Origin of the sequence: Neisseria sp. DTU_2020_1000833_1_SI_GRL_NUU_006 (assembly GCA_032388755.1) — a bacterium.
Taxonomy (GTDB): domain Bacteria; phylum Pseudomonadota; class Gammaproteobacteria; order Burkholderiales; family Neisseriaceae; genus Neisseria; species Neisseria sicca_C.
Genome location: CP135593.1, coordinates 2,013,364 through 2,039,591 on the forward strand (window position 1 = coordinate 2,013,364; position 26,228 = coordinate 2,039,591).

The following is a 26,228-nucleotide window of genomic DNA, read 5'->3' on the forward strand; positions in this document are numbered from 1 at the left end:
AAACCCGATTTCCAAGTTTTCAGACGACCTTTTGAGCTGATGATACGGTAAAAATCAGTCTTTCAGCATGGCGGCGCCGAACGTACCGCTCTTGCCTTCGCTCGGATGGTCGAAGCGGCCTGCCATTTCTTCCGCCTGCGGACCGAGGAAGATGCCCGACATACTGTTTTTAGTTGTCCCGTCCACATAAACAAAACGGTTACCGGCGATATTGGCTTGGAGCATTACGGGGTCAAAACGTCCTTCTGCCGAATAAATGCCGCCGGTCAGCGTTTTTTCGCCGAAATCAACATTGAACAGGGATGAGCCGACAGTGTTGATGTTGGATGCGTCATTGTAAAACGCATTGCCTTGGTAGATAGCCGAACCGGTTTGCGGCATGGCTTCGACAGGCGTCATCAGACCTTGGTAGAACACCAGGGATGAATTGAGCTCGCCGTTTTCCTTTTTGCTTCCGTAAAAACCGTAATGGCCGTATTGCAGATGCGTACCGATGGCGCGGATAATTTTGTTGTCCGACAAGGACAGCATACCGTTTGCCGCGTCAAATGTTTGTGGCAGCAGGTTGATTTTTTGTCCGTTGACTTCGAGGACATCAGGACTACCCACTCTGTCGATCACTTTGTTATCGGTACCGTCAACCGTCAACATGGTGTAAAAACCGCCGATTGATTGCATAGCCGGAGCAACCTCCGATTTTGGGTTAACTTCTTCAGCGGCCTCATGCTCTGCTTCAGCTTTCTCGGCTTCTTCAGCAGCTTTGCGTTCTGCTTCCACTCTAGCTTTCTCGGCTTCTTCAGCAGCCTTACGTTCGGCTTCCGCCTTAGCTTTTTCAGCTTCTTCAGCCGCTTTACGTTCTGCTTCTGCTTTGGCTTTTTCGGCTTCTTCAGCCGCTTTTCGTTCTACTTCCGCCTTAGCTTTTTCAGCTTCTTCGGCGGCTTTTCGTTCTACTTCCGCCTTAGCTTTTTCAGCCTCTTCAGCAGCTTTACGTTCCGATTCCACTCTAGCCTTTTCAGCCTCTTCAGCAGCCTTACGTTCGGCTTCCGCCTTAGCTTTTTCAGCTTCCTCAGCCGCTTTACGTTCAGCCTCGGCTTTGGCTTTCTCAGCTTCTTCCGCAGCTTTACGCTCAACTTCCACTCTAGCTTTTTCAGCCTCTTCAGCAGCCTTACGTTCTGCCTCAGCCTTAGCTTTCTCAGCTTCTTCAGCAGCTTTACGCTCAGCTTCTGCTTTGGCTTTCTCAGCCTCTTCAGCGGCTTTACGTTCTGTTTCTACTCTGGCTTTTTCAGCTTCTTCAGCAGCCTTGCGTTCTGCTTTGGCTTTGGCAGCTTCTTCCGCAGCCTTGCGTTCTGCTTCGGCTTTGGCAGCTTCCTCAGCAGCCTTGCGCTCAGCTTCGGCTTTAGCTTTAGCGGCTTCTTCAGCGGCTTTGCGCTCAGCTTCTACTTTGGCTTTGGCAGCTTCTTCTGCCGCTTTACGTTCCGCTTCAACTTTAGCTTTGGCAGCTTCTTCCGCAGCTTTGCGCTCGGCTTCAGCTTTGGCTTTTGCAGCTTCCTCAGTCGCTTTGCGTTCAGCTTCAGCTTTAGCTTTGGCAGCTTCCTCAGCCGCTTTACGTTCGGCTTCTGCCTTGGCTTTAGCAGCCTCTTCTGCCGCTTTACGTTCGGCTTCGGCTTTAGCTTTGGCGGCTTCTTCCGCAGCTTTTCGTTCCGCTTCGGCTTTGTCGTTGCTATCCGCTTTTACGTCTTGATTCTGGTTTTCAGACGACGTTTGTGTTGAATTTACGGAATCTTCGACTTCTTTATGGATATTTTCTTCAGATGCTTCTAAAGCATTATTTGCATCAGCTTGATTACCGGCAGGAGGGGTTGCCGTTCTTTCCGTTTGTACGGATGGATTCGGAATATTGCCCGGCTGGACAATCGGGTAAGTCGGGGTTGGCGCGACAGACGGTGTACCGCCTCCGCCACCTCCTCCACAGGCTGTTAATATCGAAACGGCAATACAGGATAAGATATGGGGGTAAGGTGTTTTCATCGCAATGTTCTCAATTTAAAGTAGTTATGTGAAAATCATTCTATGCGTGTTTCATTTTTATGTCATCTAATTTTTGCGACGAACGGTATCATTTTTAGTTAAACGGTTTATTTTATTTGCATTTTTTTAGTGTAAAATATGCAAAAAGCGTGATAAATGGTCGTTTTTTATACTCAAACGGTATGTTTTTATTGTGTTATAATCCGCGTTTCATACAGGTCGGACAGACAGTCGCCGCGTATCGCGTAAGGCATACGGGGAGGAAAGTCCGGGCTCCGCAGAGCAGGATGCCGGCTAACGGCCGGGCGCGGAAACGCGACGGAAAGTGGAACAGAAAGCAATACCGCCGACGGCCGCCTTCGGGCGGCACGGGTAAGGGTGAAAAGGTGCGGTAAGAGCGCACCGTGCACTTGGTAACAAGGCGCAGCAGGCTAAACCCCATCCGGAGCAAGACCAAACAGAACGCTTTGACGCTGCTCGCCGAGCGTTCGGGTAGGTTGCTGGAGTGCATCAGTAATGGTGTGCCTAGAGGAATGACTGTCCGAGACAGAACCCGGCTTACCGTCCGGCCTGTATGTCCCGATTATTGAAAAAGGTCGTCTGAAAACAGAATTCTGTTTTTCAGACGACCTTTTGCTTTTTTAGGTCAATCAGTTTGACAGTTTTTTGATATTACGTTAAAAAAGGTTATGCCATATACGGCTGAAAAATGGGCGGTGCGCAATGTGCCGCAACTGATAATAAAAGGTGTTTCAACGCCTTTGGAGAACTTTTATGTCTGACAACTACTCCGCCCGCAAGGAAAAAACCTTCTTCGGGCATCCCATCCAGCTTTCCACCCTGTTCCACATCGAATTGTGGGAACGTTTCTCGTTTTACGGTATGCAGGGTATCTTATTGATTTATCTGTATTACACTGCCGACAAAGGCGGTTTGGGCATGGACAAGTCGCTCGCCGGCGGCATCGTCGGCGCGTACGGCGGCAGCGTTTATTTGTCCACCATCCTCGGCGCATGGCTTGCCGACCGGATTTGGGGCGCGGAAAAAACGCTGTTTATTTCCGGCATCGTGGTCATGCTCGGACACATCGTTTTGGCAATCGCACCGGGGCTGTACGGGCTGCTGTGCGGCTTGGTACTCATCGCGTTGGGCAGCGGCGGCGTGAAATCGTCGGCAAGCTCGATGGTCGGCTCGCTTTATGAGACAGACGAATTGAAGCCGCTGCGCGATGCGGGTTTTTCGATTTTCTATATTTCCATCAACATCGGCGGCTTCTTCGGCCCGCTCCTGACGGGTTTACTGCAAACCGAGATGGGTTTCCACTACGGCTTCGGCGCGGCGGCAGTCGGTATGGCTTTTGGATTGTGGCGTTACTCCGTCGGGCGCAAACTGCTGCCGCACACGCCCGCGCCCAATCCGCTGCGTCCTGAAAAAGTGAAAACCGCGGTTGCAGTCGGCGTGCTGATTGTCTTGGTTGTCGGCAGCCTGATTGCTTCGGGTACGCTCAATCTGGACAATTTCTCGAAATTCCTGCTCGGTACGGTAATCCTTACCGTCATTGCCTATTTCGCGCGACTGCTCGGCAGCAGCCATGTGTCGTCTGAAAACAAACGCTACATCACCGCCTATATTCCGCTGTTTCTGACCATCTGCCTGTTTTGGGCGGTCTGGTTCCAAGTTTATACCGTGGCGACGGTGTACTTTGACGAAACGGTTGACCGAACCATAGGCGGCTGGACTGTCCCCGTTGCCTGGAAAGATTCCATCCAAAGCATGTGGGTCGTCCTCTTTTCCGGCGTGATGGCGGCGATTTGGACAAAAATGGGCAGACACCAGCCGAAAACCCCATTGAAATTTACATTGGCGATGATTGTCGTCGGCATATCCTATCTTGGATTCGTGCCGTATATTTCGTCCGGCACGCCCATGCCGATCATCGTTTTCGCGCTGATCCTGCTTGCCATCACCGTAGGCGAACTCATGATTTCTCCGATTGCGCTTTCCATCTCTACCAAAATTGCTCCGCCCATGTTCAAAACCCAAATGGTCGCGCTCAATTTCTTGGGCTTTTCCTTGGGCTTCACTTTGGGCGGCGTGCTGTTCAAAGAAGGATTCAACGATAAAGCACCGCTGGATTTCTACTGGATGCTTTGCGGCATAGGCGTGATAACCGGTGTGGTATTGTTATTGCTTGTTCCCGTTTTGAATAAAATGCTCAAAGGCGCGGATTAAAAACCGCTCTGAGCAAGACATACAAAAGGTCGTCTGAAAAATTTTTCAGACGACCTTTTGCATGAACGCGGTTTGCCGTTCTTGCGTTGGGAACCGTCAAACCAAATGTTCCGCCAAAAATTCAAGGGCGAAGGCGACTGCCTGATTTCTGACGGCCTCTCGGTCTCCGCTGAAGATTTTCATTTGCTCCAACGATTCGGTCGGCGTGGACAACCCGAACCACACCGTGCCGACGGGTTTTGCCGCGCTGCCGCCGCCCGGGCCTGCGATGCCGGAAATACTCAGGGCGTAGTCGGCTTGTGCGACGGCTTTCGCACCGCGCGCCATTTCGTACACGGTTTCGCGGCTGACCGCGCCGTGTTGCAGCAAGGTGTCGGGCATGACGCCGAGGCGTTCTTCTTTGGCTTGGTTGCTGTAAGTAACGAAACTTTGATGAAACCATTGCGAGCTGCCCGCGATGCTGGTGAATGCGCCCGCAAGCAGGCCGCCCGTGCAGGATTCGGCGCAGGTAACGGTTTGTCGGTGTCGGGTGAGGTGTTCGGCGATGGTTTGCAGCGCGGTCATGTGACGTCCTTTCGTTTTTGGGGTTCGGACTTGATTATAGGCCGATTGCGATGAAGATAGGAAAGGTCGTCTGAAAAACTGATTTTTCGGTTTTCAGACGACCTTTTTTCATTCGCGGCAGCAGTGTCGCTACCCGCCCTTACCCCAAAAACTCTTTCAAAAACAGCAACACGCAGGCGAGTTCGTCGGCGGCATCATGTTGCGTACCGTTGCCGGTATGACCGCCGCCGTCCGGAGCGTAGAGCCACGATTGCGCGGAGGTTTCGCGCAGTTTGGCGTAGAACTTGAGCGCGTGGGCGGGATGGACGCGGTCGTCGCTGAGGCTGGTGGTGATGAGTGCGGGCGGGTATGGCACGTCGTCTGAAAGATTGTGATACGGCGACAATTCGCCCAGCCAGCGTTTGCAGACTTCGTATTTCTGCGGGTTGCCGTATTCATCCGTCCAGCTTGCGCCGGCGGAGAGCAGCGGATAGCGGATCATGTCGGTCAGCGGCACTTCGCACACCAGCGCGCCTATGCTTTGCGGCTCGCGCACGAAGGCGGCGGCGGTAATCAGGCCGCCGTTGCTGCCGCCCTGCAAACCGATGTGTTCGGGCGAACTCATGCCGCGTTCGGACAAATCGCGCACGACGGCAAGCAAATCATCGACGCTTTTGTGTTTGCTGATTCCCTGCGCCGCCTGATGCCAGCGCGGGCCGAACTCGCCGCCGCCGCGTATGTTCGCCAACACGAAGGCATTACCCTCTTCCAGCCAGTATTTGCCGATGCTGCCCAGATAATGCGGCAGCTCGGGCACGCCGAAACCGCCGTAGGCATAGACCAGCGTCGGCGTGTCGGGCGCGGCGTTTTTGCCGACGTGGAAATAAGGGATGCGCTCGCCGTCGGACGACACCGCCCAAAACTGCCGCACTTCGATACCATCTGAAACAAACTGCTGCGGCTGGCGGCGCATGACGGTCAGTTCCATCACGTTCAAATCCAGCGCAAACAGCGTCAGCGGCGTGGTGAAATCGCTGGCGGCAAGGTAAACCACGTCGCCGCCCCAAGGCTGGTCGGTCATTTCCAGCGCGCCCGAAGGCAGGCGCGGCAGTTCGGCCTCCTGCCATTTGCCATCAGTAAAACGCCACGCTTTCAGACGACCTTGCACGTTTTCCAGCAGGCTCGCCACCACAAAACGCTTGGTCGTTTCCACGCTTTCCAATGCCTGCGTTTCATCGGGCGCAAACAAAAGCTGCGCCGCCCCGAGTTCTCCCCGATTCAGCTTCACCGCTACCAGCGCGCCGCTCGGATAGCTTTGGTTCGCGCGGTTCCAGTCCTTGCGCAGCGTCAGCAAAAGATGCCCCGCCAAATAGCCGACCACGTCGCAATCGGCGGGCAGGTTCAACGGTTTCGCCTCGCCTTCAGACGACACCTGCAAATACGTCTTGGTATAAAAACCGTCCGACGCTTCAATCAAATCAATCGGCGAACCCTGCGGATCAAGGTAACGCCACGCGTTCACCATCATCCCGTCTTCACCGATTTGGTACACCGGCAGGCTTTCCTCGAAACTCTTGCCGCGCTCCACCAGCCACACCTCGCGCGGATAGCCCGATTCGGTCAACTGCCGCTCGTCCCAAGCCGGACACACCCACACGCTGTTTTCATCGCGCCACGACACATGGTTTTTCCCCGCCGGAAAATGAAAGCCGCCCTCGACCAGCCCGCCCGCTTCCAAATCCACTTCCAGCGTATAAGCCGTATCGCCGCCCGATTTGCTCAAAGTCAACAGCGCGCGGTTGGGCTGCTCCACCAAGTGCGACACCCCGCCCAGATACACATCGTCGCCGAGCAGCCCGTCGAAATCCGCCACCGAAAACAAGATTTTCCACTCAGGATAGCCTGAACGGTAGGTCGCCGCCGTACATACGCGGTACACACCCTTCGGATATTCCGCGTCCTGATGGAAATGGTACATCCGCGCGCGGTGTTCCTGACAAAACGGAATCTGCCGCGTGTCCTGCATCTGAGCCAAAATCCCGTCCGACAGCGCGCGTGCCTTATCGTTGTCAAAAAAACGAGCGCGCGTTTCGGCATGCGCTTCAGCGGCAAAATTTTGCGTTTCGGGGGCGTCGAGGTTTTCGAAATGGAGATAGGAATCGGGGTAGGATTTCATAGAAGGGAGGCCGTCTGAAAATAGCGAAAGCGGGAATTATAGCGGGAAAGCCTTGCAGACAGATGAAAAGGTCGTCTGAAAACGAGTGTGGCGGGTTTCTTCGCTACCGCTTCCGATACACCGCTTAGCCATCAGCCTTCAAAGCGGGAAACACCAGTTCGGTATCCGTAGAGCTTGGGGAAAGGTCATCTGAAAATAAGTGTGGGAGAGTCCACTACCGTTTCAGATACACTTAACCATCAGCCGTCATTCCCGCGCCGGCGGGAATCCAGTCCTGTCGGCACGGAAATCTGTCAGGAAAAAAGGTTTCCTCAATTCCGCATCCTGGATTCCCGCCGGCGCGGGAATGACGGGGCTAAAGGGAATGACGAGACTAAATAAGCTGCTGTATCAAAAGTTTCAGTAGGTCGGATTCTCGAATCCGACGGCTTTGGGGATGGCAGGTTTTTGTCGGATACAAGTATCCGACCTACGGCTACGGCTGTTTCGGCATTGCCGCGCAAACCAACCTACTTATTCGGCGGATTAATCGGCAGCGTCGAGCGGGAGACTTTGACGTCGGGGCATTTTTGCTTCATCCGATAGCGGAACACTTCCGCCTTGCGTTGATTGCCGGTTTTTTCGTAATTCGTGCCCAAAATCACCTCGTCCGCCTGATTCCGTATATCGGCATAAGGGATATAGATGGATTTAGTATCCTTGCAATATTCGATTTCCTCCGAATCGATTGGCTTGATGACCAACAGGCGGAACTCTTCTTCATCGCGGAAGGCGAAGTCTTTAAACAGATAGCGGATGTATTCCAAGGCATCTTTACTTTCGTCACTGACGGCAGATTTGTCCTTGAAAAACCCGATAAGCTCTTCCAACGCTTCTTTTAATCTTTCCAAGCGAAACTGATGCCATCCTTCATTTCCGACGGGTTTCAGGCGGATACCGAATTTCGGTTCTTCTTGAGACGGAAACCATATCCCGCATTTCTTTTCCGCAATATATTCATCTTTGTACGCGATATAGGCGACTTGATAAAGCGGCAGTTTTTCATATTCATCAACTTTGGGCAGGTCGTCTGAATTCTGCCCAGACGTTTCAGACAGACTACGGAATGTAAATGTAGCGGAAATATCCGCGTTTTTCAGCCAATTCCTGTTTTTATTGAACACCAGGCAGCAGCCCGAAGCCTCCACGCCGTCTTCTTTCCCATACAGGCGGAACTGGTTCAAATCGTTGACGCGGCTGGAGAAACAGGTAAAAAAAGCATTGTGGGACGCGCTATCCGACTTGTTTTCCACCCCTAAATCTTGCTGGTTTAGCAAGTCCAGCAAACTCTTGCCCTCGGACGGGTCGTTCATATAGGTAGAGCTGCCAAGCCGCATCGGACTGGCGGTTTCGTTGTTATCAATCCCGAATAATATATGGCATACATGGGGCGAGGTGTAATGCGCCATCGGGATGGAACCCAATTCTATCGGTGTGATATGGAGAACCGCCAACACGGTTGAAACGGCATCTTGCAGTTGTGAAGTTTCGTCTTTGAAAAGTGATTCCTGTATTTCTTGCTTTTTCTTCTCGAAATAGGAATGCCAATCTTCATTTAGGTAATGAATATCTTTTAAACCTTGATAGATTATTTTTTTCCATTCTTTTTTTTCTTCCTCATCCTCATCGCTTAATTGTGATAATTTTTCGTAAGCAGCCAAAAAATTTTCGTTAGCCTGTTTAACAAAGCTTTCTGTGCCTTTACTTCTCTTAATCAGTTCAAGATAACAACTGCCAAGTTGATATTGAATCAAGAATTGCTCTGAAATTTGGTTATTTTTATCTGGAATCTCGCACCAAGCCTGATTCAGCTTTTCAATCGCTTCAACGTATTTTCCATCATTGGATAATAGTAAACTTTCAAAAATCAAACGATTAATATCCATCATTTATCCCTTTATCAAACCAATCCATTAAAAAACGATCAAGCAGAAATTGTACATCATAAATAAGCAAATAACTTACTCCGATATATTGTTTACCGCCTGTGCGGGAATGACGGGGCTAAATAAGCTGCTGTATCAAAAGTTAAATTCCCCGCGATATACCAAAGCTCCCTCTTCCCACACCAAAAGCAGAAAACCGATTCAGTATCCATCCATGTTTATAAAAAGGTCGTCTGAAAACCCAAAAATCCGGTTTTCAGACGACCTTTCGACCATCGGTTTTTACCTGTCCGTCCTGACCCGCACAAACGTGGCAAATTTCGGCGTGCCTTTTTGTGTGAAGCCGCGGTAGCGGTATGTGATGACCGCGCCGATTTTGGGCGGGTTGTCGCGGTCTTTGTCTTTGAAGCCGCTGCCGATGCGGAATTCGCCGTGTTGGTTTTTGCAGCCGACCGCGCCCAGCCGTCCGGCGTTGCGCCCTTTGCCTTCATAATGCCGCGTTACCGTGCATTCGTCGTCGTATTGGCTTTTCAGCTTCAATAATTGGCTGCTCCTGCCGCCGATGTAACGCGATTCGGGCTGGCGCAGCATCACGCCTTCGCCGCCCTGCGCTTCGATTTGTTTCAAAAAATCCATCGCGTGCTGCCGGTCGCGGACTTTGATTTGCGGGATGATGGTAATGGGCGCATTCGGATGCGTTTTCAGCCATTGCGTTGCGACGGCGAGGCGTTGGTAGAGGTTGCCTTGCGCTTTGGGTACGTCGAAAACGTGCAGGCGGATGCCGCGCCAATCGCCGGAAGACGAGCGCACGGCGGCGGAAATCTGTTCAAACTGCCCGCGCCCGCTATACAGCTCGCCGTCGAGCGGATAGGGTGGGAACTGCGCGGTAAAGCCTTTGGGCGGCGTGAACGCGTAGCCCTGCCTGCTGACCAGTTGCCGCCCGTCCCAATACGCGCGCACGCCGTCGAGCTTCTCGCTCATCGCCCAGCCTGTAATGTCTTGGTCTTTGTATTCCTGCGCCAGCATCAAATCGGCGCCGAGCGCCGTTTGGATGAAAAAAGCGGCAAAAATCGGTATCATGCCCTGCATTGAAGTTCTCATAAACGTTCCAATAATGTGAGTGATTATTTCAAATATAATAATGATACCGCATAAGCAGACCGAAGGTCGTCTGAAAACATCGTTTCATCGTTTCAACGAAGTTCAATCCCCGTCCAACCACTACCCAAGGAATCCCGCCTCATGGCACTTCAAGCCGAAATCATTGCCGTTACCCCTTTCCGCCAAAACTGCACCCTCTTGTGGGATGACGAAACCCGCGAAGCCGTCCTGACCGATGTCGGCGGCGACGTTTCCTACCTCCTACAAGAGCTGGACGCGAAAAACCTCAGCCTGACCGCCATTTGGCTGACCCACGGACACCTCGACCATGCCGGCGGCGTGGTGGAATTGCGCGAACACCGCCCCGTCCCCGTCATCGGCCCTCATGCGGACGACGAATTCCTGCTGCAAGCCCTGCCCGAAACGACCGCCCAATACGGCTTTCCCGTTTCCCCCGCGTTCGAGCCGACCCGTTGGCTGACCGAAGGCGAAACGCTCAAGGTCGGCAGCCACGCCTTCCAAGTCCTGCACATCCCCGGCCACACGCCCGGCCACGTCGTTTTCTACTGCGCCGAAGCAGGGCTGCTCATCGCGGGCGACGTATTGTTTTACGAAACCATAGGCAGAACCGACTTCCCGCGCGGCAACCACGCCGACCTCATCCATAATATCCGCACCAAACTGTTCGTCCTGCCCGAAGACACGCGCGTCATCGCCGGACACGGCAGAATGACCGACATCGGGCATGAAAAACGGCACAATCCGTTTTTTTAAATCCTGAAAGCGAAAGGTCGTCTGAAACACGGATAAGCGTTTCAGACGACCTTTTTTAAAAAATTGGCATAAAACTTGCATGGAATCTGAACGAGAAATTTACATTTCGCCTTAAATTTGATTAAACATCAAAATAAACAACCAGTAACGCGATTTTACCCGACCCGGACACACGCTTTCCTGAAGCCGATGTACCATCATTTACAATTATATCCGTATGAAATTGTTACAAAGTGACAATAAACGGCATCGGCACAAAGGGCAGCGTGCGGGTAAATCGTATTTTTCCATGCGGCAGAGGCATAACCGAAGCCGCCAACACGAAAAAGGATTAACCATGAAAACGTCCCGCATCGCCAAAACCGCCCTTTACCTCGCTGCCGCAGCCGTATTGTCCGCCTGCGCCGGCAAAAGCCACGTTAAAGCCGACGGAACGACAGACAACCCCGTCTTTCCGAAACCCTACTCCGTAACCTTCAACAAAAACCAAGGCACATTCCCTACCGCCGATGAACTCGAACAGATGAAACCGGGTCTGAGCAAAGACGACATCTACAAAATCCTCGGCCGTCCGCACTACGATGAAGGTATGTTCGGCGTGCGCGAATGGAACTACCTCTTCCACTTCCGCACTCCCGGCGTTCCCGCCAATCCCGACATCGGCTCCGGCGTAGAAGGCATTACCACCTGCCAATACAAAGTCTTGTTTGACAAACACAAATACGCCCGCAGCTTCCATTGGAAAGCCGTCTTCCCGGAAGACGCCGTCTGCCCGCCCGTACAAGAAGTTGCCCCACAACCCGCGCCTGAACCTCAAATCATCATCCGCGAGGTTGCGCCCGAAACCCACCACCGCATCCGCAAATAACAGGAAAACATGTTTAAAAGAATCATCCTCGGCGTATCGCTGCTGGCAGGGCTGAACAGCTTTGCCGCAGCCGATGCCGCCAAAGAATACATGCAACGCAAAAAAGTCATCGTCAACACCGCCAAAGCCGAGCTGTGTTTCACCGACGATGCCCAGTGTTACCCCGTGCTCATCGGCAAAACCACGCCGAAAGGCACTTTTGATATGCAGTTGATGAAGACTTCCAAACCCGGCTACGGCGGCGAAATCATCGGCTTCAAGCAGGAAAAAGACTTCCTATTCGCCCTGCACCGCGTCTGGACGCTCAAACCCTCCGAGCGCCGTATGCAGCGCATCGCTTCCAACGTCGTCTCCGACCGCATCATCACCAACGGCTGCATCAACGTAACCGACAAAGTGTACGACAAATTGCGCCAATATTTTGTTTTGGAAGTGATTTGACGGGTTTCACCATATAGCAGGCATGAAAAAGGTCGTCTGAAAACTTGAAATTCAAGATTTCAGACGACCTTTTTATTGACTCGATACATACTTGGAGCAACCGAACCCGTAGCGTGGGCTTTGCTCACGAAATTTACTGCTTAATAATCTGAATTAGTTATCTGTGTCCGAGCATTCATCTCATGGACAAAACCCACGCTACTCGTTGCTTCAACGGCAACTTGTCCCTTCCCCAGTCGGGCGGGGGAAGGTTAGGATGGGGGTGGTTTTCTATGGCTCTGGGTAAAATCAAATTCGTGTAGCCCGCAGAGCCACCCTCTCCCCAGCCCTCTCCCGCCGGACGGGAGAGGGGGCGGTTTTCGGATAAAAACGAGGTCGTCTGAAACTTTAAGATTCGGGTTTTATAGAAACAAACCCGTTCATACCCGTTTTCAGACGACCCGTGTATTCAATCAATACAGATTTTGGATAACTCAAGTAGCGTGGGCTTTGCCCGCGAAATCCATCATTTAAGTAATCAAAATCAGACAATAGCCGAATGTGCTTTCATTTTGGCATTCATATCGTGGGCAAAGCCCACGCTACGGATTGCTGCAACGGCAATCTGTTCCTTCCCCCGTCCGGCGGGGAAAGGTTAGGATGGAGGTGGTTCTATGGCTTTGGGTAAAATCAAATTCGTTCAGCCTGTAGCCCCCCTCCCCAGCCAGACGAGAGAGATTGAAGACCGCAGATAAAAACAAGGTCGTCTGAAAACCTGAATCCCAAGTTTTCAGACGACCTCTTTATTTTCAAACCCAACTTACTTGACGCGTCCTGCTTTCAACACGCGTTGGGCGAAGAACACCATGCCTGTGATGAAGAATGCCAGTCCCAGCCATGATGCGGTGGTTTCCCAGTTTTCCAGACCCAGCGCGAGCGGGGCGTCGGAGCCGCCGTTGGTTACGGAGAAGGCGATGATGAACGCCATCACTACGCCGACCAGGCTTTCGCCGACAATCAAACCGGCGGAGAACAAGGTTCCGATGCGTTCGGCGTTTTTCAGACGACCTTCTCGGTTTTCCGCTTTTTTGCTGATGATGTGTTTCAACACCGCCGCCAACACTGCGCCGATCACGATAGGCATATTGATGGACGGGGGCAGGTAGATGCCCATGCCGACTGCGAGGACAGGCAGTGCGCGTTTGCCGCCGGACGATTTTTTCAACACCAAATCGACGACGATCAACACCGCGCCGATCGCGATACCGGTGAAGATGTACGCCCATTCAAGGTTGTGGGCGAAAATACCTGACGCGATAGTCGTCATCAAAGTCGCTTGCGGAGCCGCCAAGGCCTGTGCCGCGTCCATGCCTTCGCGCGGCATTGCGCCGGTAAAGCCATAAGCTTCGTAGAGCAGTTCCAACACGGGTGAGATGACGAATGCGCCGACGATACAGCCGATAATCAACGCAATCTGTTGTCTCCAAGGCGTTGCTTTGAGCAGGTAGCCGGTTTTCAAGTCTTGCAGGTTGTCGTTGGAAATCGAAGCCACACAAATCACTGCCGAGCCGCAGAACAAGGTCAGAGCCAGCAAGAATTTGCGGTTGGCTTCATCCGCCATCAAGCTGCCAGATTCACCTACGACCAACAACACCAGCGAAATGATGACGATGGAAACGATGCCCACACCCGAAATCGGGCTGGAAGACGAGCCGACCAAACCCGCCATATAACCGCAGGCGGCGGCGACCAAGAAGCCGATGATGGAAGCCAAAAGCGTACAAACGACCACCAAAAGCCAAGCCATGCCGCCTGTAATGTGCGAATCGCCGATAAAGTGATAAAACGATACGCCCAGCACCAGCATCATGGACAATACCCAGAAAATCATGGCCTTAGGTGACAAATCCTGTCCTGTACGTTCCGCAGCGGGCGCACCGCCGCCGAAACTCTTGAACGACATTTTCAGGCCCTCCAGCATCGGCTTGAGCAGCATCAAAAGCGTCCAAACCGCCGCGATACCGATGGTACCCGCGCCGATAAAGCGTACTTTTTCCTTCCACAGCTTCATCGCAAACGCCGCCATTTCCATATCGGAAGGCTGCGGAATGTGCGATGAAAAATACGGCACGGCAATACCCCAAGCAATCGAAATGCCCAACAGGATGGCGATACCGCCCGTCAGTCCGACCAAGTAGCCCGCGCCCAACAATGCCAGCGAAAAGCCCATCGGCAGTTGGAAAATTGCCGTGCCGCTTTTAAACCAATAACTCGCACTGTCGGCAATCACGCGCAAACCGTTGGAACAAAAGCTCATAAAGCCCGCCAGCGCGCCGCCGGCCGCCAGCTCTTTAATGCCGCTGCCGCCCTGACGGCCTTCCTCTTCCTCGTGGCTGCCGACTTTCAAAATCTCCGCCGCCGCCACGCCTTCGGGATAAGGCAACTCGCTTTTCACCACCATCGCATAACGCAGCGGAATGGTGAAAATCACCCCCAAAATTCCGCCGGCAATACATAAAAGCGTCGTCTGCCAAAACGGGAAACCGCTCCAGTAGCCCGCCATCAGCAAACCGGGCAGGACGAAGATGATGGTCGAAAGCGTACCCGCTGCCGAAGCCTGCGTCTGCACCATATTGTTTTCCAAAATATTGCTGCCTTTGCAAAACTTCAAAACCGCCATCGAAATCACCGCCGCCGGAATCGACGAAGCAAAGGTCAGACCGACCTTCAAGCCGAGGTAAACGTTCGACGCGGTAAAGATAACGGTAATCAGCGCACCGAGTATCATGCCCCGAAGCGTCAGCTCGCGGTAATCCGCGTAAGGATCGTGAGTGGATTGTGTCATCGTGGATAGCCTTTCGGTTGATAAAAAACACGACGGCAGGCTCGAACCGGCTGCCGAATCTGCCTTTATGGTGTTGCGGCGGCAAGGAAATGTCAAGTTAGACAAAGAATGTGCAAAGAAAGCGGAAAGGCAAAAGGTCGTCTGAAACCTTAAATCCCCCTTTTCAGACGACCTTTCCCCCGTCTCGCCCGCACGATTTACGGTATAATTCCACATCTTTATCCATTGTTTTCCCAAGCATAAAACCATGACACGCAAAATCCTCGTTACCTCCGCGCTGCCCTATGCCAACGGCAGCATCCACCTCGGCCACATGGTCGAACACATCCAAACCGACGTTTGGGTGCGCTTTCAAAAACTGCGCGGCCACGAGTGCCACTACTGCTGCGCCGACGACACCCACGGCACGCCCGTGATGCTTGCCGCGCAAAAACAAGGCATCGCGCCCGAAGACATGATTGCCAAAGTGCGCGAAGAACACCTCGCCGACTTCACCGGCTTTTTCATCGGCTACGACAATTATTACAGCACCCATTCCCCTGAAAACAAACAGTTTTCCCAAGACATTTACCGCGCGCTGAAAGCCAACGGCAAAATCGAAAGCCGCGTCATCGAGCAGCTTTTCGATCCCGAAAAACAAATGTTCCTGCCCGACCGCTTCGTCAAAGGCGAATGCCCCAAATGCCACGCCCAAGACCAATACGGCGACAACTGCGAAGTCTGCGGTACGACCTATTCCCCGACCGAACTGATTAACCCGTATTCCGCCGTATCCGGTGCCAAACCCGAATTGCGCGAATCCGAACACTTCTTCTTCAAACTGGGCGAATGTGCCGACTTCCTCAAAGCATGGACTTCCGGCAACAACCCGCACGACGGCAAACCCCATCTGCAGCCCGAAGCCCTCAACAAAATGAAAGAATGGCTGGGCGAAGGCGAAGAAACCACCCTGTCCGACTGGGACATTTCCCGCGACGCGCCGTATTTCGGTTTCGAAATCCCCGACGCGCCGGGCAAATATTTCTACGTCTGGCTGGACGCACCCGTCGGCTACATGGCGTCGTTTAAAAACCTGTGCGACCGCATCGGCATCGATTTCGACGAATACTTCAAAGCCGACAGCCAAACCGAGATGTACCACTTCATCGGCAAAGACATCCTCTATTTCCATGCCCTGTTCTGGCCCGCCATGCTGCATTTCTCCGGCCACCGCGCCCCGACCGGTGTGTACGCACACGGCTTCCTGACCGTCGACGGACAAAAAATGTCCAAATCGCGCGGCACCTTCATCACCGCCAAATCCTATCTGGAACAAGGTCTGAACCCCGAGTGGATGCGCTACTACATTGCCGCCAAACTCAACAGCAAAATCGAAGACATCGATTTGAACCTGCAAGACTTTATCAGCCGCGTCAACAGCGACCTCGTCGGCAAATACGTCAACATCGCCGCCCGCGCGTCAGGCTTCATTGCCAAACGCTTTGAAGGTCGTCTGAAAGACGTTTCAGGCAGCACATTGCTGGCAAAACTCGCCGCCGAAAGCGACACCATCGCCGAACAATACGAAAACCGCGAATACGCCCGCGCCCTGCGCGACATCATGGCATTGGCGGACGCCGTGAACGAATACGTCGATGCCAACAAGCCGTGGGAGCTCGCCAAACAGGAAGGTCAAGACGAACGCCTGCACGAAGTATGCAGCGAACTCATCAACGCCTTCACCATGCTGACCGCCTACCTCGCCCCCGTATTGCCGCAAACCGCCGCCAACGCCGCGCGTTTCCTCAATTTGGACGCGATTACCTGGGCGAACACGCGCGAAACCCTAGGCGAACACGCCATCAACAAATACGAACATTTAATGCAACGAGTGGAGCAAAAACAAGTGGACGATTTAATCGAAGCCAACAAACAAAGCATTCAGACGACCCCTGCGCCTGCCGCCGAAGAGGGCAAATACGAAAAAGTCGCCGAACAGGCGAGCTTCGACGACTTCATGAAAATCGACATGCGCGTCGCCAAAGTATTGAACTGCGAAGCCGTCGAAGGCAGCACCAAACTCCTGAAATTCGACCTTGATTTCGGTTTTGAAAAACGCATCATCTTCTCCGGCATCGCCGCGTCTTATCCCAACCCCGCCGAATTGAACGGCCGCATGGTCATCGCCGTCGCCAACTTCGCCCCGCGCAAAATGGCAAAATTCGGCGTATCCGAAGGCATGATCCTCTCCGCCGCCACCGCCGAGGGCAAACTGAGGCTCTTAGATGTCGATGCCGGCGCGCAGCCCGGGGATAAAGTGGGCTAAACGTTAAAAGGTCGTCTGAAAATAGTTTCAGATGACCTTTCTACACGATAACACGTTATGAACATCACTTTATTGCAAGCCTGCCACATCGAGCCGCTTACCCGTGCGCTCTACCAAGAATGGCACGACTTCGCCCCGTGGTCGTCGCTTGAAAAAATCCGTGCCTATTACCGAAAATGTCTGGACGGGGACGGTTTGCCGCTCGCCTTTGCCGCAGTTTCGGAAGACGGACGACTGCTCGGTTCCGCCGCGCTCAAACGCTTCGACATGGAAGAATTTCCGCAATACGAATACTGGCTGGGCGACGTATTCGTATTGGCCGAATATCGAGGCAAAGGCATCGGACACGCGCTCATCACCTATTGCCTGCAAACCGCCCGCTCCTTACGCCTGCCCGCACTTTATCTCTATACGCCTGATGTACAGGCGGTTTACGCCAAATACGGTTGGCGGGAAATCGCGACGCAATGGCACAACGGCGAAACCGTCTCGGTGATGAAACTGGATTTATAGTGGATTAAATTTAAATCAGGACAAGGCGACGAAGCCGCAGACAGTACAGACAGTACGGAACCGATTCACTTGGTGCTTCAGCACCTTAGAGAATCGTTCTCTTTGAGCTGAGGCGAGGCAACGCCGTACCGGTTTAAAGTTAATCCACTATACAAGTCGTCTGAAAACGTAGCAACAGAAATCGCAAGGTTGCGCCTGCTATGTTCAGACGACCCTTCCGACCATTCGTACCCCGTAAACGCCCTTCGGAAGAATTCTCCCCGCCCGCCCGCAAAACCGTCAAAATCCCTTATAATTCCGAACCTAAACGAATCCCGTCCTGCCGGCAGCGCCGTCGGGACTTGTCTTAACAACGAAAGAAACACTGTGGACAAACTCAAAATCACCGCCAACGGCCCGCTCAACGGCGAAATCACCGTATCCGGCGCGAAAAACGCCGCCCTGCCGCTGATGTGTGCCGGACTCTTGACCTCCGGCACCCTGCGCCTGAAAAACGTACCCATGCTCGCCGACGTCAAAACCACCCAAAAACTGCTGCAAGGCATGGGCGCCCGCGTTTTGACCGACAACGTTCACGAATTCGAAATCGACGGTGCTACCGTCAACAATACCCGCGCCCCCTACGAACTGGTAAAAACCATGCGCGCCTCCATCCTCGTGCTCGGCCCGACGCTGGCGCGTTTCGGCGAAGCCCAAGTCAGCCTGCCCGGCGGCTGCGCCATCGGTTCGCGCCCCGTCGACCAGCACCTCAAAGGCCTCGAAACCATGGGGGCGGAAATCACCATCGAACACGGCTACGTCAAAGCCAAAGGCCGTCTGAAAGGGGCACGCGTCCTGATGGACGTCGTTACCGTCGGCGGCACGGAAAACCTGCTGATGGCGGCAACCCTCGCCGAAGGCACCACTGTTTTGGAAAATTGCGCCATCGAACCCGAAGTCGTCGATTTGGCAGAATGCCTCGTCAAAATGGGCGCAAAAATCAGCGGCATCGGTACATCAACTATGACCGTCGAGGGCGTGAAAGAGCTGCACGGCTGCGAACACAGCGTCGTACCCGACCGCATCGAAGCCGGCACCTTCCTCTGCGCCGTCGCCATGACCGGCGGCAAAGTCGTCCTGCGCAACGCCGCCCCCAAAACCATGGAAGCCGTGTTGGACAAACTCGTCGAAGCAGGCGCGATCATCGAAGCGGGCGACGACTGGATTTCCATCGACATGCAGCAGCGCCCCAAAGCAGTGGACATCCGCACCGTCGTCCACCCCGGCTTCCCGACCGACATGCAGGCGCAGTTTATGGCGATGAACGCCGTTGCCGAAGGCGACAGCCGCGTCGTCGAAACCATCTTTGAAAACCGCTTCATGCACGTTCCCGAACTCAACCGCATGGGCGCGAACATCACCACCGAAGGCAACACCGCCTTCGTCAAAGGCGTGGAAAAACTCTCCGGCGCCGTCGTGATGGCGACCGACCTGCGCGCCTCCGCCAGCCTCGTCATGGCAGGCTTGGTCGCCGGCGGCGAAACCATCGTCGAACGCATCTACCACCTCGACCGCGGCTACGAACACATCGAGAAAAAACTCGGCCAAGTCGGCGCGAAAATCGAGCGGGTACGCTGTTAAGGGCCTCATAATCCCTTGGTCGTGGGTTCGAAACCCACCAGACCCGCTAATTGAATCAATGCCTTGCGTAAGCGGGGCATTTTTTTCAAGTTGACTGTGTCCAATTTGTGTCTTTACATAGCCTGATTTCGTCCAATACCTCGGCATGGGCTTGAAGATGTTCCGCCGACAAATGTGCGTAACCGCGTACCATCTCAACGCTTTCCCAACCACCCATCTCCTGTAAGGCGCACAACGGCACGCCAGACTGAAGCAGCCAGCTTGCCCACGTGTGCCGAAGATCGTGCCAGCGGAAATCAGAAATTCCTGCCTTTTCCAAGGCGTTTTTCCAAATCCTCAAGCTAATGCTTTGAACTTTTCGTCCATTGGAATAAGTAAACACAAATCGGGAATGCTTCCCCATCTGCCTTGATATAGTCAATTAAAAACAAAGTAGTACAATACTCAACTTTGAAGGTCTAACCATGGCATACTCTGCGGACTTAAGAAACAAAGCTTTAAACTATTACGAACAATGCAAAAACATCAGCCAAACCGCAGCAACGTTTAACTTGTCAAGAAACACGCTTTACCTGTGGATTCGCCTTAAAAAACAAACAGGCAGCCTAAAACATCAAGTTACCGGTCTAAATGCCGTCAAATTGGATAGGCAAAAACCGGCTCAATATGTTGGGCAACACCCGGATGCCTATCTGCATGAAATCGCCAAACATTTTGATTGTACGCCAGCCGCCGTTTGCTATGCACTCAAACAGATGGGGATGACGCGCAAAAAAAGACCACCACTTACAAAGAACAAGACCCGGCCAAAGTAACGCATTATTTGACACAGCCGGCCGAATTTTCTGACTACCAACGCGTTTATTTGGATGAAACAGGATTTGACCGCTACCTGTTCCGTCCCTATGCCCGCAGCCCGAAAGGGCAAATAGTGAAAGCGCAGATAAGTAGAAAAAGATACCGACGCTTATCTCTGGTGTCCGCACAAGTCGGCAACCGGCTGATTGCTCCGATGGTTTATCAAAATACGATGACCGGAGTCTTTTTTGAAGCGTGGTTTCAGCAATGCCTACTGCCCGCATTGACTCAAAAATCGGTGATTATTTTAGATAATGCACGATTTCACCGTATGGGTGTTTTACGGGAAATGGCGGAAAAATGGGGACATAAGGTATTGCCTCTTGCACCTTATTCACCTGAGCTCAACCCGATTGAGAAGGTGTGGGCGAATATTAAGCGGTATCTGCGAACCGTATTGTCTGATTACGCCCGATTTGACGATGCGCTACTGTCCTATTTTGATTTTAATTGACTATAAAGAAAGGTAGAAGAGTGATGATTCAAGAAGTTAAAGAAGTGAATATGATAGATAGAATTTTAAATGAAATTTCAGCGTTAAGCCCAAAGGAAATCCGAGAAATTTTTATGCGGATGTGGCGGCATATGAATGCGCTGAATGACGGCTTGACGGCTGACGATTGTGTCGAACTTTTTGCAACTGCATTAAAAGGCAGTTCAGATTTGACCTATGATTTGCTGAAAGACACCTGACATGATTATCGCGTTGGAACGATGACAGATACATTTACATTATTGCCGCGTGAAACGTATGACAAAATGTTTTCTGAATGCCTTAAAGGTAAAATTCCCGCTGAAACGGAGCTGGAAACTGAAGCCCTAATAAAGCTGTTGATGTTCGAAAACGTATCTGAAGTAGAGGCAAGCATTAGAAAAGGTTTATTAGGGCAACACATTTTATAGGTTCTGATAAAAATATATCTATGATACAGGAGCTTACGATGAAAACATTCAATGGAAAATTGAAGATTTCAAGGCTAATTACCCGCATATATGGTGGACGGGTAGAGCAGATTATTTACAATGACTAAGATATAGAGGTCGTCTGAAACGGCGATTTCAGACGACCTTTATATGCTGAAGGGAAATGAAAGAAAAAAAAGCCCGCCGCGGCCCTGTTACCGCCTCTCAAGGTTCTGCCGAAACGTCCTCACGCCCCCAAGAGAAAAACAGACTTAGGCAACTTTTCCGGCACCTTCGGCAGCCTGCAAAATTGCCACGCCTGTTTTTCTCTTGCCCCCTACGGCGGGCTTTTTTATTTATGCAAGATTAATACTATTCAATCTAGTAGCTGACAGCTCTTAAACTGGAGCTATTTAGACAAAATATCTGCCTTTGTCGATTTTGAGCGGTGTTTGACGTGGGCAGGGATGGAAAATAACACATAAGGAAAACTAATGCTTTTACTAAGGCGTGAACACATTGATCGCTTGTTTGATATGTTGATAGCAAACCGCAGGTTTGATACTCCATTTAAAATTACGGAGTACGATGGTGGGATGAATTTTTTGGGTACGTTTGGCGAAGTCCCGGTACACGAGCTTGGAAACCGATCGGCGACATTGTGCTTTGAATGGAAAGGGAAGATCTCCGAACCACGAGATACCCATGATATTGCGGGGATGAAGCCAAACATTCTTTATGACTTTAACGGATCAGGACGGCACTTTGATAACCCTGATCCACGTTACCTGCTTCCTGTGGGTTCAAAAGGGTTGATTCTGAAGCATATCGTGATTAATGACGAAGACGAGCTTTTGAGGATTTGGTGTAACCGACGAAAAATTTATTTTTACCGATACCGGATATTGAAAGCCACCCCAATTGTGCGGAACATTTTACTGCATAAGGCATGGCAGGAAATTTACCGGATAAATGAAATATGCCGTAACACTTCATTTGAAATTTCCATATGCCACCGTCTAATGGAAGACGAATAAACATCCAACCGAGCTTTTATCTACTAGAGCTAATAAAAGGTCTCTTTTTCTCTTTTTTTGTTCATTGCTATAATTGTCCATTTACATTACTTAGCCCAATTCTATGAAATCCTTCGTTTACTCCCAAGCCATATTTCCTCCATTATCACTATTATTCCTATCATTGATAGCTGCCTTTCCTGTCCCAACATCAGCCGCTCCCACTCCCGAAGCCATTTCACAACAACAGGATATTCTCCAGCGTCAACGGGAGAAGCAGCTGCGTGAACAGATGTTGCCTGAACAAGATGTGCGTTTAGATGATGCTGATACAGGTAGGGAGAAGATGGCAACACAGGCAGGTAGTGCAAATTCGGATGAAGCAAGCCCATGCTTTCCTATTTCTGAAGTGGAATTGGTGGGTAAAGGAGCCGCTAAATTTCGATTTGCGCTCAATCAGGCTTTGCGCCAAACACATTTTGTTCCCGGCAAGTGTTTGCATGCGGGCGATATCAATCAAATCATGTCTTTGGCGCAAAATGCTTTGATCGGCAGGGGGTATACCACGACACGTATTTTGGCTGCGCCACAAAATTTGAATAGTGGCAAACTTCAATTAACACTGATGCCGGGCTATCTGCGCTTCATACGAATCGATAGATCTAATGATACTCAAACCCATGCTGAACGCATTGCAGCATTCCAAAACAAATTTCCCACCCGCTCAGACAATCTGTTGAATCTACGTGATTTAGAACAAGGGCTGGAAAATCTCAAACGGCTCCCAACAGCAGAAGTCGATATCCAAATCGTTCCCGTAGAGGACGAACCAAACCAAAGTGATGTTGTGGTGCAATGGCGGCAACGTTTGTTGCCCTACCGTGTAAGTGTAGGCGTGGATAATTCAGGCAGTAAAGCGACGGGGAAATATCAAGGAAATATCACTTTCTCTGCCGACAATCCTTTTGGACTGAGTGATATGTTTTATGTAAATTATGGACGTTCAATTGGCGATACACCCAATGAGGAAAATTTTGACGGCCATCGCAAAGAAGGCGGATCGAATAATTACGCAGTACATTATTCAGTTCCTTTCGGTAAATGGACATGGGCATTTAATCATAACGGCTACCGTTACCATCAGGCAGTTGCCGGATTGTCAGAAGTGTATGATTACAATGGGAAAAGTTACAATACTGATTTCGGCTTCAACCGCCTGTTGTATCGTGATGCCAAACGCAAAACTTATCTTGGTGTAAAACTGTGGGCAAGGGAAACAAAAAGCTATATTGATGATGCCGAACTGACTGTACAAAGGCGTAAAACTGCAGGTTGGTTGGCAGAACTTTCCCACAAAGAATATATCGGCCGCAGTACAGCAGATTTTAAGTTGAAATATAAACGCGGTACTGGCATGAAAGATGCTCTGCGCGCACCCGAAGAGACCTTTAACGAAGGCTCGTCACGTATGAAAATTTGGACGGCTTCGGCTGATGTAAACATTCCTTTTCAAATCGGTAAACAGCTATTTGCCTACGATACATCTGTTTACGCACAATGGAACAAAACCCCGTTAACATCGCAAGACAAACTGGCCATCGGCGGACGCTACACTGTGCGTGGCTTCGACGGCGAAATGAGTTTGTCTGCCGAGCGGGGATGGTATTGGCGAAACGATTTGAGTTGGCAATTTAAACCAGGCCATCAGCTTTATTTTGGGGCTGATGTGGGACATGTTTCGGGACAGTCCTCCCAATGGTTGTCAGGACAAACCTTAGCAGGAACAACAATTGGAATGCGCGGACAAATGAAGCTTGGCGGAAACCTGCATTACGATATTTTTACCGGCCGTACATTGAAAAAGCCGGACTCTTTCCAATCAAGGAAATGGGCAAGCGGTTTTCAGGTAGGTTATACTTTTTAAAACGGTATAGTCAAATGAGTTGCAACAAAGGGATAATAAAATTCGATAATAGCTGAGATCCTGCAAAATCACTCTTCATCTTTTCCTCTCGACAGCCAAAACCCAAACATAGATTTTCTGCTGTTAGGTAAAAGGGCTTTTTTGCAAAGGTCTCAGGGTGTCGTCTTGCGCCAGCCAGTTACGGTAGCGGCATAAGGTGCTGTAATCGGGGATGCTCAGTTCGTCAAAACGGCAAAACAGGTTGAAATCGATGCGGGTGATGAGGCTGTGTTCGAGTTCGGAATCGGAGAGGCTGTGCCATTGTCCGAGCAGGACGGCTTTGAACATGGACAACAGGGGATAGGCCGGATGGCCGCGGTGGTCTCTAAGGTAATGGGTTCTTTGACGGTTCAGGTATTGTTCGATCGGTTGCCAATCAATCACCTGATCCAACTTCAATAATGGGAAGCGGTCGATGTGTTTGGCAATCATGGCTTGTGCGGTTTGCTGGAAGAAGGTGCTCATGGAAAATCCCCTAAATGTCTTGGTGGGAATTTAGGGGATTTTGGGGGATTTTGCAAAGGTCTAAGGATGTGTGTTGTTGTACAGGTAAGTAAAGACCGTCTGAAACGGTTTTGCTGTTTTCAGACGGCCTTTTGAATTCATACAAGCTATGGCTTGCTTATATTTATAATTGTATAAATTTCCAATAATCTCGTCCTTCAATTTTCCAGTAACAGAATTCGTCCGGTATTAAATACCCAAAATCCATCGCTTTTGAAAACCAGCCGTCATAAACATAATCTTCATGACATCTGTCCCAATCCATATGAAGGTAAACTTCCGTATCAAAATTAATATAGAACAACGGCAGTCTCGAAGAAATCTGATTGATTTTTAAGAAATCACTTTGCTGGCCAGAGTCTGAGATAGGATCATTGTACGACAGCTTGTTCTCGACAACGGAATATAATCTTACCGCTTCATCAGAAGTAAATCCCTGAAACATCAGTTCCTTCAATTCATCCTTTTTTAATACAATGACTGAATCTGATTGAAGATAGCTTTCAAAATTGTCCTTAGTTAACTGCCAGATACCATTACGGTAATTTTTATAATCATAATTATATTGTTCTTTTGTTATAATTCCTTCTCTTAGATAAATATCAAAAGATATTTTTGCGTTTAATTCAAAATTTTCCTTATAATCAATCAAATAATATATCTTTTTCTTGTGGACAAAAATAGATATGCATTGAATATACTGAAAGATGTCATTTAATAGTTCAGATTTAAATTTCTCAATCTTTTCCATATTTGCCAAATTCCTTAATAACTTTATCTTCAGCAAGCCGTAGCCCGCATTAGACCTATGGCGGGCTTTGAGTGTGATAAAAAAGATCGTCTGAAACAAGTTTCCGGCTTTCAGACGACCTTTTGTAAGATTATCGGCAGCGGCTCAATGCCAACCTTAAACCTGCTCCGATTTCTTCAGGGCTGTTATCCAATGATAAAATTACATCGTCTGCATCAATGGCATCCCACGCTTCCAGCTTGACATGGCGGCTCGGGCTGATTTTCAGGCAGCCGTTGTGCAACCAAATATCCCCGCTCATCATGTTTTTAAATAGGGCGCGTCTGGTTTTATAGCCCAAGTTCCCGCATAGGTTGGCAACCCAATCCTCATAACGTGGTTTAAAACTTTCCTGTTTTAAAAAATCAATACGTTCAACTTCGTTGTCTAACGTCCTGCTGTTCGCCAATGCTTGTAAGACTGTCGTGCCTAAAGTTTCATTGTCGGTATCCAATGGCAGGATATGAGGGGGATATAGGTGGTCTATTGCCGTTAAGCCCAAACCTGAACATGTTTGAACAATCAGAGCTTCTTCATTAGCATAAAAAACTGCCCAATAATTTTGATCCTGTTTAAAAATCATTATTTGATCTCCGTAATTTTGACTGTAATCTTTCGATTTTTGCCATACTCTACCACACGTTGCAACTGCAATTTTTGCTCCTTATTAGTTTGTGCGGGTATGGCCAGATGGATTTCGCGCTGTTTGATCATGTCGGCCCTTAATGTCATACCCGAAAGGTTATGACGTTCAAAATTTGCCGTCTTAGAGTTGTCTCTACACCGCTTCGGATAATGATTTTGCTAGCCGTGCTGCCGACATGGGTGTGGCGGTGGACTGCTT

19 protein-coding genes, 1 other RNA gene and 2 pseudogenes are annotated in these 26,228 nt (G+C 50.7%); 12 read left to right on the plus strand and 10 right to left on the minus strand.

All coding sequences use genetic code 11. From position 1 onward, the window contains the following. Nucleotides 1–54 precede the first annotated feature (54 nt). Nucleotides 55–2,028 carry a transferrin-binding protein-like solute binding protein gene (locus RSJ68_09895; GenBank protein WNU96727.1) on the minus strand — a complete coding sequence of 658 codons (1,974 nt, stop codon included), beginning with the start codon at nt 2,026–2,028 and terminating at the stop codon, nt 55–57. Between the two features lie 215 nt (nt 2,029–2,243). On the opposite strand from RSJ68_09895, the gene rnpB reads away from it, so the two are divergent. Together rnpB and RSJ68_09905 are read left to right on the plus strand one after the other, a co-directional pair. Further along, nucleotides 2,244–2,605: RNase P RNA component class A (gene rnpB, locus RSJ68_09900), an RNA gene on the plus strand. Nucleotides 2,606–2,802: 197 nt separating this feature from the next. Next, complete coding sequence (locus RSJ68_09905; protein WNU96728.1) at nt 2,803–4,260, plus strand: oligopeptide:H+ symporter; 1,458 nt, start codon at nt 2,803–2,805, stop codon at nt 4,258–4,260. Between the two features lie 96 nt (nt 4,261–4,356). On the opposite strand, the gene RSJ68_09910 is transcribed toward RSJ68_09905, so the two are convergent. The 4 genes from RSJ68_09910 to RSJ68_09925 all read right to left on the minus strand — a co-directional run bounded on the left by RSJ68_09910 (nt 4,357) and on the right by RSJ68_09925 (nt 10,005). Further along, nucleotides 4,357–4,824, minus strand: coding sequence for a nicotinamide-nucleotide amidohydrolase family protein (locus RSJ68_09910; GenBank protein ID WNU96729.1), 468 nt, complete (start codon nt 4,822–4,824; stop codon nt 4,357–4,359). A 139-nt stretch (nt 4,825–4,963) separates the two neighbouring features. After that, complete coding sequence (locus tag RSJ68_09915; GenBank protein WNU96730.1) at nt 4,964–6,979, minus strand: prolyl oligopeptidase family protein; 2,016 nt, start codon at nt 6,977–6,979, stop codon at nt 4,964–4,966. A 509-nt stretch (nt 6,980–7,488) separates the two neighbouring features. Beyond that, nucleotides 7,489–8,679 (minus strand): UDP-N-acetylglucosamine-peptide N-acetylglucosaminyltransferase, encoded by a 1,191-nt coding sequence (locus RSJ68_09920; GenBank protein ID WNU96731.1) that lies wholly within the window; start codon nt 8,677–8,679, stop codon nt 7,489–7,491. Between the two features lie 507 nt (nt 8,680–9,186). Next, the gene (locus RSJ68_09925) at nt 9,187–10,005 is read right to left on the minus strand and encodes a DNA ligase (GenBank protein WNU96732.1); all 819 of its coding nucleotides are present in this window, start codon (nt 10,003–10,005) and stop codon (nt 9,187–9,189) included. 141 nt (nt 10,006–10,146) lie between these two features. Here RSJ68_09925 and RSJ68_09930 point away from each other — a divergent pair, with 141 nt between their 5' ends. The 3 genes from RSJ68_09930 (at nt 10,147) to RSJ68_09940 (ending at nt 12,088) form a co-directional block, all read left to right on the plus strand. After that, the gene (locus RSJ68_09930; protein WNU96733.1) at nt 10,147–10,779 is read left to right on the plus strand and encodes an MBL fold metallo-hydrolase; all 633 of its coding nucleotides are present in this window, start codon (nt 10,147–10,149) and stop codon (nt 10,777–10,779) included. A 337-nt stretch (nt 10,780–11,116) separates the two neighbouring features. Further along, nucleotides 11,117–11,647, plus strand: a complete 531-nt coding sequence (gene bamE, locus RSJ68_09935; protein WNU96734.1) for an outer membrane protein assembly factor BamE — start codon at nt 11,117–11,119, stop codon at nt 11,645–11,647. 9 nt (nt 11,648–11,656) lie between these two features. Further along, entirely contained in the window at nt 11,657–12,088 is a 432-nt protein-coding gene (locus RSJ68_09940; GenBank protein ID WNU96735.1) for a murein L,D-transpeptidase, read from the plus strand. Between the two features lie 799 nt (nt 12,089–12,887). Here the strand turns inward: RSJ68_09940 and RSJ68_09945 are convergent. After that, nucleotides 12,888–14,912 carry an oligopeptide transporter, OPT family gene (locus RSJ68_09945; protein ID WNU96736.1) on the minus strand — a complete coding sequence of 675 codons (2,025 nt, stop codon included), beginning with the start codon at nt 14,910–14,912 and terminating at the stop codon, nt 12,888–12,890. Nucleotides 14,913–15,159: 247 nt separating this feature from the next. Here RSJ68_09945 and metG point away from each other — a divergent pair, with 247 nt between their 5' ends. The 3 genes from metG (at nt 15,160) to murA (ending at nt 19,350) form a co-directional block, all read left to right on the plus strand. Further along, nucleotides 15,160–17,217, plus strand: a complete 2,058-nt coding sequence (gene metG / locus RSJ68_09950) for a methionine--tRNA ligase (GenBank protein WNU96737.1) — start codon at nt 15,160–15,162, stop codon at nt 17,215–17,217. A 57-nt stretch (nt 17,218–17,274) separates the two neighbouring features. Further along, nucleotides 17,275–17,730 carry a GNAT family N-acetyltransferase gene (locus RSJ68_09955; protein WNU96738.1) on the plus strand — a complete coding sequence of 152 codons (456 nt, stop codon included), beginning with the start codon at nt 17,275–17,277 and terminating at the stop codon, nt 17,728–17,730. 366 nt (nt 17,731–18,096) lie between these two features. Then, nucleotides 18,097–19,350 (plus strand): UDP-N-acetylglucosamine 1-carboxyvinyltransferase, encoded by a 1,254-nt coding sequence (gene murA, locus RSJ68_09960; GenBank protein WNU96739.1) that lies wholly within the window; start codon nt 18,097–18,099, stop codon nt 19,348–19,350. Here murA and RSJ68_09965 read toward each other — a convergent pair. Further along, nucleotides 19,348–19,765: pseudogene (locus RSJ68_09965) on the minus strand (tyrosine-type recombinase/integrase). The gene murA and the pseudogene RSJ68_09965 overlap by 3 nt on opposite strands. 49 nt (nt 19,766–19,814) lie before the next feature. On the opposite strand from RSJ68_09965, the gene RSJ68_09970 reads away from it, so the two are divergent. The 4 genes from RSJ68_09970 to RSJ68_09985 all read left to right on the plus strand — a co-directional run bounded on the left by RSJ68_09970 (nt 19,815) and on the right by RSJ68_09985 (nt 24,051). After that, nucleotides 19,815–20,662 (plus strand): IS630 family transposase gene (locus RSJ68_09970; GenBank protein ID WNU96740.1). Its coding sequence is split into 2 segments (ribosomal slippage): nt 19,815–20,130 and nt 20,130–20,662, totalling 849 coding nucleotides; the frame shifts between segments, so codons are not numbered across the junction. 23 nt (nt 20,663–20,685) lie between these two features. After that, nucleotides 20,686–20,901, plus strand: a complete 216-nt coding sequence (locus RSJ68_09975) for a hypothetical protein (GenBank protein ID WNU96741.1) — start codon at nt 20,686–20,688, stop codon at nt 20,899–20,901. Between the two features lie 704 nt (nt 20,902–21,605). After that, nucleotides 21,606–22,148 carry a hypothetical protein gene (locus tag RSJ68_09980; protein ID WNU96742.1) on the plus strand — a complete coding sequence of 181 codons (543 nt, stop codon included), beginning with the start codon at nt 21,606–21,608 and terminating at the stop codon, nt 22,146–22,148. 103 nt (nt 22,149–22,251) lie between these two features. Beyond that, nucleotides 22,252–24,051, plus strand: coding sequence for a ShlB/FhaC/HecB family hemolysin secretion/activation protein (locus RSJ68_09985; protein WNU96743.1), 1,800 nt, complete (start codon nt 22,252–22,254; stop codon nt 24,049–24,051). A 153-nt stretch (nt 24,052–24,204) separates the two neighbouring features. On the opposite strand, the pseudogene RSJ68_09990 reads toward RSJ68_09985, so the two are convergent. The 3 genes and pseudogenes from RSJ68_09990 to RSJ68_10000 form a co-directional block, all read right to left on the minus strand. Beyond that, nucleotides 24,205–24,555, minus strand: a pseudogene (locus RSJ68_09990) (transposase). 163 nt (nt 24,556–24,718) lie between these two features. Then, nucleotides 24,719–25,345, minus strand: coding sequence for a hypothetical protein (locus RSJ68_09995; protein WNU96744.1), 627 nt, complete (start codon nt 25,343–25,345; stop codon nt 24,719–24,721). Nucleotides 25,346–25,475: 130 nt separating this feature from the next. Continuing rightward, nucleotides 25,476–25,967 (minus strand): contact-dependent growth inhibition system immunity protein, encoded by a 492-nt coding sequence (locus tag RSJ68_10000; protein ID WNU96745.1) that lies wholly within the window; start codon nt 25,965–25,967, stop codon nt 25,476–25,478. Between the last annotated feature and the right edge of the window lie 261 nt (nt 25,968–26,228).

Coding starts and splice junctions, on each gene's coding strand:
- RSJ68_09895 (WNU96727.1), bottom strand. CDS start 2,028: ATGAAAACACCTTACCCCCATATCTTATCCTGTATTGCCGTTTCGATA.
- RSJ68_09905 (WNU96728.1), top strand. CDS start 2,803: ATGTCTGACAACTACTCCGCCCGCAAGGAAAAAACCTTCTTCGGGCAT.
- RSJ68_09910 (WNU96729.1), bottom strand. CDS start 4,824: ATGACCGCGCTGCAAACCATCGCCGAACACCTCACCCGACACCGACAA.
- RSJ68_09915 (WNU96730.1), bottom strand. CDS start 6,979: ATGAAATCCTACCCCGATTCCTATCTCCATTTCGAAAACCTCGACGCC.
- RSJ68_09925 (WNU96732.1), bottom strand. CDS start 10,005: ATGAGAACTTCAATGCAGGGCATGATACCGATTTTTGCCGCTTTTTTC.
- RSJ68_09930 (WNU96733.1), top strand. CDS start 10,147: ATGGCACTTCAAGCCGAAATCATTGCCGTTACCCCTTTCCGCCAAAAC.
- bamE (WNU96734.1), top strand. CDS start 11,117: ATGAAAACGTCCCGCATCGCCAAAACCGCCCTTTACCTCGCTGCCGCA.
- RSJ68_09940 (WNU96735.1), top strand. CDS start 11,657: ATGTTTAAAAGAATCATCCTCGGCGTATCGCTGCTGGCAGGGCTGAAC.
- RSJ68_09945 (WNU96736.1), bottom strand. CDS start 14,912: ATGACACAATCCACTCACGATCCTTACGCGGATTACCGCGAGCTGACG.
- metG (WNU96737.1), top strand. CDS start 15,160: ATGACACGCAAAATCCTCGTTACCTCCGCGCTGCCCTATGCCAACGGC.
- RSJ68_09955 (WNU96738.1), top strand. CDS start 17,275: ATGAACATCACTTTATTGCAAGCCTGCCACATCGAGCCGCTTACCCGT.
- RSJ68_09975 (WNU96741.1), top strand. CDS start 20,686: ATGATTCAAGAAGTTAAAGAAGTGAATATGATAGATAGAATTTTAAAT.
- RSJ68_09980 (WNU96742.1), top strand. CDS start 21,606: ATGCTTTTACTAAGGCGTGAACACATTGATCGCTTGTTTGATATGTTG.
- RSJ68_09985 (WNU96743.1), top strand. CDS start 22,252: ATGAAATCCTTCGTTTACTCCCAAGCCATATTTCCTCCATTATCACTA.
- RSJ68_09995 (WNU96744.1), bottom strand. CDS start 25,345: ATGGAAAAGATTGAGAAATTTAAATCTGAACTATTAAATGACATCTTT.
- RSJ68_10000 (WNU96745.1), bottom strand. CDS start 25,967: ATGATTTTTAAACAGGATCAAAATTATTGGGCAGTTTTTTATGCTAAT.